At 60.3% G+C, this 7318-nt stretch carries 7 protein-coding genes; 6 read left to right on the forward strand and 1 reads right to left on the reverse strand.

Annotated elements, in window-relative coordinates; all coding sequences use genetic code 11:
- Nucleotides 1-57 precede the first annotated feature (57 nt).
- The 3 genes from pstC to pstB are packed head-to-tail and all read left to right on the forward strand — an operon-like array spanning nt 58 to nt 2707.
- Nucleotides 58-1053, forward strand: coding sequence for a phosphate ABC transporter permease subunit PstC (gene pstC / locus ACRER8_RS18745; RefSeq protein WP_431747701.1), 996 nt, complete (start codon nt 58-60; stop codon nt 1051-1053).
- The gene (gene pstA / locus ACRER8_RS18750) at nt 1050-1928 is read left to right on the forward strand and encodes a phosphate ABC transporter permease PstA (protein ID WP_431747702.1); all 879 of its coding nucleotides are present in this window, start codon (nt 1050-1052) and stop codon (nt 1926-1928) included. The genes pstC and pstA overlap by 4 nt, the downstream gene beginning before the upstream one ends.
- Nucleotides 1928-2707 carry a phosphate ABC transporter ATP-binding protein PstB gene (gene pstB, locus ACRER8_RS18755; protein ID WP_431747703.1) on the forward strand — a complete coding sequence of 260 codons (780 nt, stop codon included), beginning with the start codon at nt 1928-1930 and terminating at the stop codon, nt 2705-2707. Before pstA ends, pstB begins: the two co-directional genes overlap by 1 nt.
- A 566-nt stretch (nt 2708-3273) precedes the next feature.
- Here pstB and ACRER8_RS18760 read toward each other — a convergent pair.
- Nucleotides 3274-4203 (reverse strand): LysR family transcriptional regulator, encoded by a 930-nt coding sequence (locus ACRER8_RS18760; protein ID WP_431747704.1) that lies wholly within the window; start codon nt 4201-4203, stop codon nt 3274-3276.
- A gap of 286 nt (nt 4204-4489) precedes the next feature.
- On the opposite strand from ACRER8_RS18760, the gene ACRER8_RS18765 reads away from it, so the two are divergent.
- The 3 genes from ACRER8_RS18765 to ACRER8_RS18775 all read left to right on the forward strand — a co-directional run.
- Nucleotides 4490-5290 carry an SDR family oxidoreductase gene (locus tag ACRER8_RS18765; protein ID WP_431747705.1) on the forward strand — a complete coding sequence of 267 codons (801 nt, stop codon included), beginning with the start codon at nt 4490-4492 and terminating at the stop codon, nt 5288-5290.
- 109 nt (nt 5291-5399) lie between these two features.
- Nucleotides 5400-7166, forward strand: coding sequence for a glycoside hydrolase family 15 protein (locus ACRER8_RS18770; protein WP_431747706.1), 1767 nt, complete (start codon nt 5400-5402; stop codon nt 7164-7166).
- Nucleotides 7167-7180: 14 nt separating this feature from the next.
- Nucleotides 7181-7318: DUF2945 domain-containing protein (locus tag ACRER8_RS18775; RefSeq protein ID WP_431747707.1), on the forward strand; the 138-nt coding region annotated here is incomplete at its 3' end.

A 7318-nucleotide genomic window follows, 5' to 3' on the forward strand; every position in this document is an offset into this window, starting at 1 on the left:
GGCTTACCCCTGTCATCGAGCGCTCGGTGACAGGGTTTCTTTGCGAGTGGACCCACCATGACTGAAAACACCCAATATATGTCCGCTGTGATTCCGGACGCGACGTCCGAGAGCGAAAAACGCGCGGCCCGCGATCACCGACACGACGCCTGGTTCCGGCGCACGATGCTGGGAGCGGCTCTGTTGGTGCTGCTGTTGCTGGCGAGCATCGCCGGCTCGACACTCTGGGGCGGAGCCCTGGCATTCAAGACCTTTGGTTTCGAATTTCTTACCAGTACCGAGTGGGATGCGGTCAACGGCCACTTCGGCGCGTTGGTACCGATCTACGGCACCTTGGTGACCTCCTTTCTTGCGCTGCTGATCGCCGTCCCGGTGAGCTTCGGCATCGCGATTTTTTTGACTGAAGTGGCGCCGCCATGGTTGCGGATGCCGATTGCCTCCGCGGTCGAACTGCTGGCGGGCATTCCTTCGATTATCTACGGCATGTGGGGCCTGTTCGTCTTCGGCCCGTTCATGGCGGAAAACATGGCGCCCTGGATCAACGACAACCTCGGCGCATTGCCCTTGATCGGTCCGGTGTTCCAGGGGCCGCCACTGGGTATCGGCATGCTCACCGCCGGTATCGTGCTGGCGATCATGATCACCCCATTCATTACCTCAGTGATGACCGAAGTGTTCCGCAGCGTGCCGGTGGCGCTCAAAGAGTCTGCCTACGCGCTGGGCGGTACGACTTGGGAAGTGGTCTGGGACATCGTCCTGCCTTACACCCGTTCGGCGGTGGTCGGCGGCATCTTCCTGGGCCTGGGTCGCGCGCTGGGTGAGACCATGGCGGTGACCTTCGTGCTGGGTAATGCCCATCAGTTCTCTGCATCGCTGATGATGCCGAGCAGCTCGATCGCTTCGGTGATCGCCAACGAGTTCAGTGAGGCCTACACCGACCTGCACCGTTCTTCGTTGATCGCCCTGGGCTTCCTGTTGTTCGTGGTCACCTTCATCGTGCTGGCGATTGCCCGTCTGATGCTGTCTCGTCTGTCGCGCAAGGAGGGTCTATGAGTAAGGCTGATAACGAAAACCTGTACCGGGCCCGCGCGATCAAGAACATGATCGCCATGGTCCTCAGTTGCGGCGCGACGGCCTTCGGTCTGCTGTGGCTGGTGTGGATTCTGTTGACCACCGTGATCAACGGTTTTCAGGCGCTGAACCTGCGGCTGTTCACCGACATGACCCCGCCACCGGGCTCCGAAGGCGGGCTGGCCAACGCCTTTTACGGCAGTTTCCTGATGTCCGGTATCGGCCTGTTGATCGGTACCCCGATCGGTCTGATGGCCGGTATCTGGCTGGCTGAATTCGCGCGTCACACCAAACTGGGTAACGCGGTGCGTTTCATCAACGACATCCTGCTCTCGGCGCCTTCGATCGTGCTGGGATTGTTTGTCTACACCGCAGTGATCCTGCCGGTCAGCGCGCTGACTAACCATCAGGTCGGTTTCTCGGCCGTCGCCGGTGCCCTGGCCCTGGCGTTGCTGGTGATCCCCGTCGTGGTGCGGACCACCGATGAAATGCTCCAGCTGCAACCCTCGACCATGCGCGAAGCCGCGCTGGCGCTCGGTGTGCCGCAATGGAAGCTGACCCTGCAAATCGTTCTGCGTGCGGCCAAGGCCGGCGTCGTGACCGGTGTGTTGCTGGCACTGGCGCGCATCACCGGCGAAACCGCGCCGCTGTTGTTTACCGCCTTCGGCAACCAGTTCTGGAGCAGCGACGTGCTCAAACCGATCGCAAGCGTTCCCGTGGTGATCTTCCAGTACGCGATGAGCCCGTTCGATGACTGGCATTCCCTGGCCTGGGCCGGCGCCTTGATTCTGACCTTGTTCGTACTGTTGCTGAGTCTCAGCTCCCGTCTTCTCCTTTTGCGCAATAGGGCGTCCTGATGAATAACCTTTCCCTTGCCGACGAAAAAACCAAAATCCAGGTACGCAACCTCGAGTTTTTCTACAACGGTCATCGATCGCTGAAGTCGATCGACATGAACATCCCCGAGAAGCGCATCACGGCCATCATCGGCCCGTCAGGTTGCGGCAAGTCGACCCTGCTGCGCGTGTTCAACCGGATTTATTCGATGTACCCGAAGCAGGAAGCCAAGGGCGAAGTGATACTCAACGGCGAAAACATCCTGGCCCATGGCTATTCGATGAACCGCCTGCGCAGCCACGTCGGCATGGTGTTCCAGAAGCCGGTGCCGTTCCCGATGTCGATCTACGACAACATCGCTTACGCGGTGCGTCATCACGAAAAACTCTCGCGCCGCGAGATGGAAGAGCGTGTCGAAGAAGCCCTGCGCGGTGCCGCCCTGTGGGATGAAGTCAAAGACAAGCTCAAGCAGAGCGCGCAGAGCCTGTCCGGTGGTCAGCAGCAGCGTCTGTGTATTGCCCGCACCATCGCCCTGCGTCCGCAGGTACTGCTGCTGGACGAACCGACCTCGGCACTCGACCCGATCTCCACCGGTCGTATCGAACAGCTGATCACCGAACTCAAGGAGCAGTTCACCGTGGTCATCGTCACCCACAACATGCAACAGGCCGCGCGCTGCTCGGATTACACCGCGTTCATGTTCATGGGCGAACTGATCGAACACGGCGACACCGACACCATCTTCACCAAGCCGTCCAAGACCCAGACCGAAGACTACATCACCGGTCGTTTCGGCTGATTGAGCGGCTAACGCAACACCTGTAGGAGCCGGCTTGCTGGCGAACGCGCAGCGTCAGACACTGATGCACCGCCTGGCCCACCGCGTTCGCTGCCGTCGTAACCTCCGACGTCTCCTACAGGTTCCCTGGCGTAGCGACATTTTTCATCACCGGTCGTTTCGGCTGATTGAGTGGCTAACGCAACAGCTGTAGGAGTCAGCTTGCTGGCGAACGCGCAGGGTCAGACACTGATGTACCGGCTGACCCACCGCTTTCGCTGCCGTCGTAACCTCCGACGTCTCCTACAGGTTCCGTGGCGTAGCGATATTTTTCATCACCGGTCGTTTCGGCTGATTGAGCGGCTAACGCAACACCTGTAGGAGCCGGCTTGCTGGCGAACGCGCAGGGTCAGACACTGATGCACCGCCTGGCCCACCGCGTTCGCTGCCGTCGTAACCTGCGACATCTAGCTCCGTGGCATAGCGATGTCTTTCATACACCCACGATCAATCGCAGAAGACGGCTTGGCGGCGAGCGCGCAGGGTCATTTGAATTTGTGCCCGTTGGGACAGAAACAGGCTGCCAATCACAACTGGACCGGCGCGACGGTGATCTCTTCGCCCATGAACTGCTCCAGTTTCTTGCGCAACCAGCGCTCCGCCGGGTCGGTGTCCATCACGCTCAGCCAGACCATCGACAACTCCAGGTTGGGCGTGATGAACGGCAGCGGCTCGCCACGCAGCAGCCCCGATTTGCTCATCGCCAGCGTCAGGTGATCCGGCAGGTTGCACAGCAAATCGGTGCCCGCCATTAAAGCGGGCAGCGTGCTGTATTGCGGCACTGACAGCACTGCCTGACGCTTGCGCCCGATTGCCGCGAGCCACTCATCCGCGAAACTGGAGATGTTGGCCACATGTGACACCACCACGTGCGGGCGTGCGCAGTATTCGTCGAGGGTAATCGGCTCGGGCGAAGAGTCGGCACGCACCACCATCGGCTGCACGCTGCGCAACAACTTGCGCTTGGCGTTGGCCGGCAGCTCGCGGGTCAGGCACACGCCGACGGTGATCTCACCGGACATGAGCAATTCCGAGATATTCCAGTAGTTGACCTGCTTGATGACGATGACGATGCCCGGCGCTTCCTCGCGAATGGCCCGCAGCAGCGGCGGCAACAGGCTGTACTCGACGTCATCGGACAGACCGATGCGGAAGGTCATGTCGCTGCTGGCCGGATCGAAATCACGGGTCAGGCTCAAGGCCACCGACATGGCGTCCAGCGCCGGCGACAGGTGATTGATAATCTCGTTGGCCCGCGCCGTGGGTTCCATGCGATGACCGACGCGGATGAACAGCGGATCGTTGAACAGCGCCCGGAGCCGGTTGAGGGCGGCGCTGATGGTGGGTTGCCCGAGGAACAGCTTCTCGGCGGCACGGGTCACGTTGCGCTCTTGCATCAAGGTTTCGAATACCACCATAAGGTTGATATCGGCCTTGCGCAGCTCGTTGCGATTCATAACTCGTCCCCGTTACCCGACATGCTTCGCCCTGCTTGTGAAAAGGACGGCGAAATGATGGCGACAGTTTATGGATCGCCATCGTCCGCCGTCCAGCGTAACCGCATGTTTCGCGAACTGGTTGGTTAATCGTTCGCGGCGTTTTCGATTCACAGAAGGGACGTCATGGCCGATACCGATCACTCCCACATGCACTCTCGCTCTCAGGATTCAGTTCTTTCCCAATGAACTTCCAGACAGCCCCGTCAGTCATCATCTAAACGCTCACCATGAGGCTCGATATTCCATGCTGATTTCCCTGAAAGGTCAGGTCGCGCTGGTGACTGGGGCCAGTTCCGGGCTGGGTCTGGGCGCGGCCCGTGGGCTTGCCGCCTCCGGCGCGTCGGTTGTGGTCAATTACCACTCCCAGCCTGAACCCGCGCAGAAACTGGTGGATGAAATCCAGAAGGCAGGCGGGCAGGCGATTGCCGTCGGCGCCGATGTCTCGAAGGAAGACGAGGTCGAAAAACTCTTCGCCGAGACACTCAAGGCTTTTGGTCGACTGGACATCCTCATCGCCAATTCCGGTCTGCAAAAAGATGCGCCGATAGCCGAACTGAGCCTTGAGGACTGGAACACCGTCATCAACGTCAACCTCACTGGCCAGTTTTTGTGCGCTCGCGCGGCACTGCGTCAGTTCGCCAGGCAGGAAATCCGACCGGAAATTTCCCGGGCGCTGGGCAAGATCATCCACATGAGTTCGGTGCATCAGGTCATTCCCTGGGCCGGTCACGTCAATTACGCAGCCTCCAAAGGCGGAGTGGATCTGCTCATGCGCAGCATCGCCCAGGAAGTCGGCGAGCAGCGCATCCGCGTCAACAGTATCGCGCCGGGAGCGATTCGCACCGCAATCAACACCAAGGCCACCTCCGGTGATGCCGAGCAGAAACTGCTGGACCTGATTCCCTATGGCCGGGTCGGCGAAGCGGAAGATGTCGCCAATGCGGTGGTCTGGCTGGCCTCCGATGCCTCCGACTATGTGCATGGCACCACCTTGTTCATCGATGGCGGCATGAGCCTGTATCCGGAGTTTCGAAATAATGGTTAAAGGCACGACAACGGTTAAAGGCGCGGTAGTGGAGGGCACGCAGAACACCCAGGAGGACCCGCGCGACGAAGCGCAGAACCTTATCGAGAATCACGGCATCATCGGCGACATGCGCAGTGCCGCGCTGGTCGCCGACAACGGCAGTATCGACTTCTGCTGCTGGCCCGACTTCGACAGCCCCAGCATCTTCAGTGCGCTGCTCGATACGCCGGGCGCCGGAATCTTTCAGCTGTCGCCGATCCTGCCGGACGCTCGCCGCCAGCAGCTTTATCTGCCTGAAACCAACGTGCTGATGACCCGTTGGATCGCCAGGGACGCGGTGGTGGAAGTGACTGACCTGATGCCTGTCGCCTCCGAGGTCGACGACCTGCCGCGTCTGGTACGCCGAATTCACGTACGCCACGGCGCCACACGGATACGCATGCTGTGCAGAGTTCGTCATGACTACAGCCGTGCCGAAACCACGGCGCAAATGGACGGGAAAGACGTGCGTTTCGACGCGCCAGGTCAGCCCGCGATGCGCCTCTGTGGGACAGTTGAATTGCGGCTCGACGATCAGGCTGCGGTAGCTGAGTTCGACATGAAACAAGACGATATCGTCGAGTTCATGCTCGGCGGCGCAGACGATGAACAGGTCAAAGCCACCCAATGCGATTGCGACCTCAAGAGCACCGTGAACTACTGGCAGCATTGGAGTCGTCACTCCAACTACCAAGGTCGCTGGCGCGAGGTGGTCAACCGTTCCGCATTGGCACTCAAGCTGCTGACTTCGCGCAAGCACGGCGGAATTGTTGCCGCCGCCACATTCGGCCTCCCGGAAGAAGAGGGCGGCGGGCGCAACTGGGATTATCGCTACACCTGGATTCGCGATGCGTCGTTCACCGTCTACGCCTTCATGCGCCTGGGCTACACCGATGAAGCCAACGCCTTCATGCACTGGGTGCGCGAGCGCATGGGCGACTGTTGCGACGATTCCAGCAAACTCGGCATTTTGTATTCCCTGGCCGGCCAGGAAGAACTGCCCGAAGAAGAACTGCCACACCTGGCAGGTTACGGCGGTGCCACCCCGGTGCGCATTGGCAACGAGGCCTACAAGCAAACCCAACTGGACATCTACGGCGAGCTGCTGGACGCGGTGTACCTGTCCAACAAATACGGTGAGGCGATCTCCCACGAGGGCTGGAAGCATGCGACCCGACTGGTCAATGAGCTGTGCGAAAACTGGCGCAGCAAGGACGTGGGCATCTGGGAGATGCGCGGCGATGACCAACATTTTCTGCATTCGCGGCTGATGTGCTGGGTTGCACTTGACCGAGCATTGCGCTTGTCGCAGAAGCGTTCCTTACCGGCGCCGTTCGAGCGCTGGGACAACGAGCGCCAGGCGATTCATGACGACATCTGGGAAAACTTCTGGGACCACGAACGCGGGCATTTCGTCCAGCACAAGGGCAGCAAGAACCTCGATGCGTCAATGCTGCTGATGCCGCTGGTACGATTCGTCGGCGCCAGCGACCCCAAATGGCTGCAGACGCTGGAGGCCATCGAGCGCACGCTGGTGCGCGACGGCATGGTCTTCCGCTATCGCAACGACGATGACTACGGCGACGGGCTGGATGGTGAAGAAGGGGCCTTCGTCGCTTGCTCGTTCTGGTACGTCGAATGCCTGGCGCGGGCAGGACGTGTGGAGCAGGCACACCTGGAATTCGAACAACTGCTGCGCTACGCCAATCCGGTCGGCCTGTACGCCGAAGAGTTTGACACCCACGGCCATCATCTGGGCAACACCCCTCAGGCCCTGAGCCACCTGGCGCTGATCAGCGCGGCGACTTTTCTCGATCGCAAACTCGAAGGCGGCCAGACCCTCTGGCAGCCCTGAACAGGAGAACGACCATGGCGCATGCATTCAAGAAAGGCGATCACGTGCGCTGGAATTCGGATGTCGGGCATGTCGTTGGTGTGGTCACCAAGGTGCATACCCAGGATGTCGAGTTCATGGGACGGCATCGTCCTGCATCGAAGGAAGAGCCG

This window comes from Pseudomonas sp., assembly GCF_050739935.1.
Lineage (GTDB): Bacteria > Pseudomonadota > Gammaproteobacteria > Pseudomonadales > Pseudomonadaceae > Aquipseudomonas.

Coding starts and splice junctions, on each gene's coding strand:
- pstC (WP_431747701.1), top strand. CDS start 58: ATGACTGAAAACACCCAATATATGTCCGCTGTGATTCCGGACGCGACG.
- pstA (WP_431747702.1), top strand. CDS start 1,050: ATGAGTAAGGCTGATAACGAAAACCTGTACCGGGCCCGCGCGATCAAG.
- pstB (WP_431747703.1), top strand. CDS start 1,928: ATGAATAACCTTTCCCTTGCCGACGAAAAAACCAAAATCCAGGTACGC.
- ACRER8_RS18760 (WP_431747704.1), bottom strand. CDS start 4,203: ATGAATCGCAACGAGCTGCGCAAGGCCGATATCAACCTTATGGTGGTA.
- ACRER8_RS18765 (WP_431747705.1), top strand. CDS start 4,490: ATGCTGATTTCCCTGAAAGGTCAGGTCGCGCTGGTGACTGGGGCCAGT.
- ACRER8_RS18770 (WP_431747706.1), top strand. CDS start 5,400: ATGCGCAGTGCCGCGCTGGTCGCCGACAACGGCAGTATCGACTTCTGC.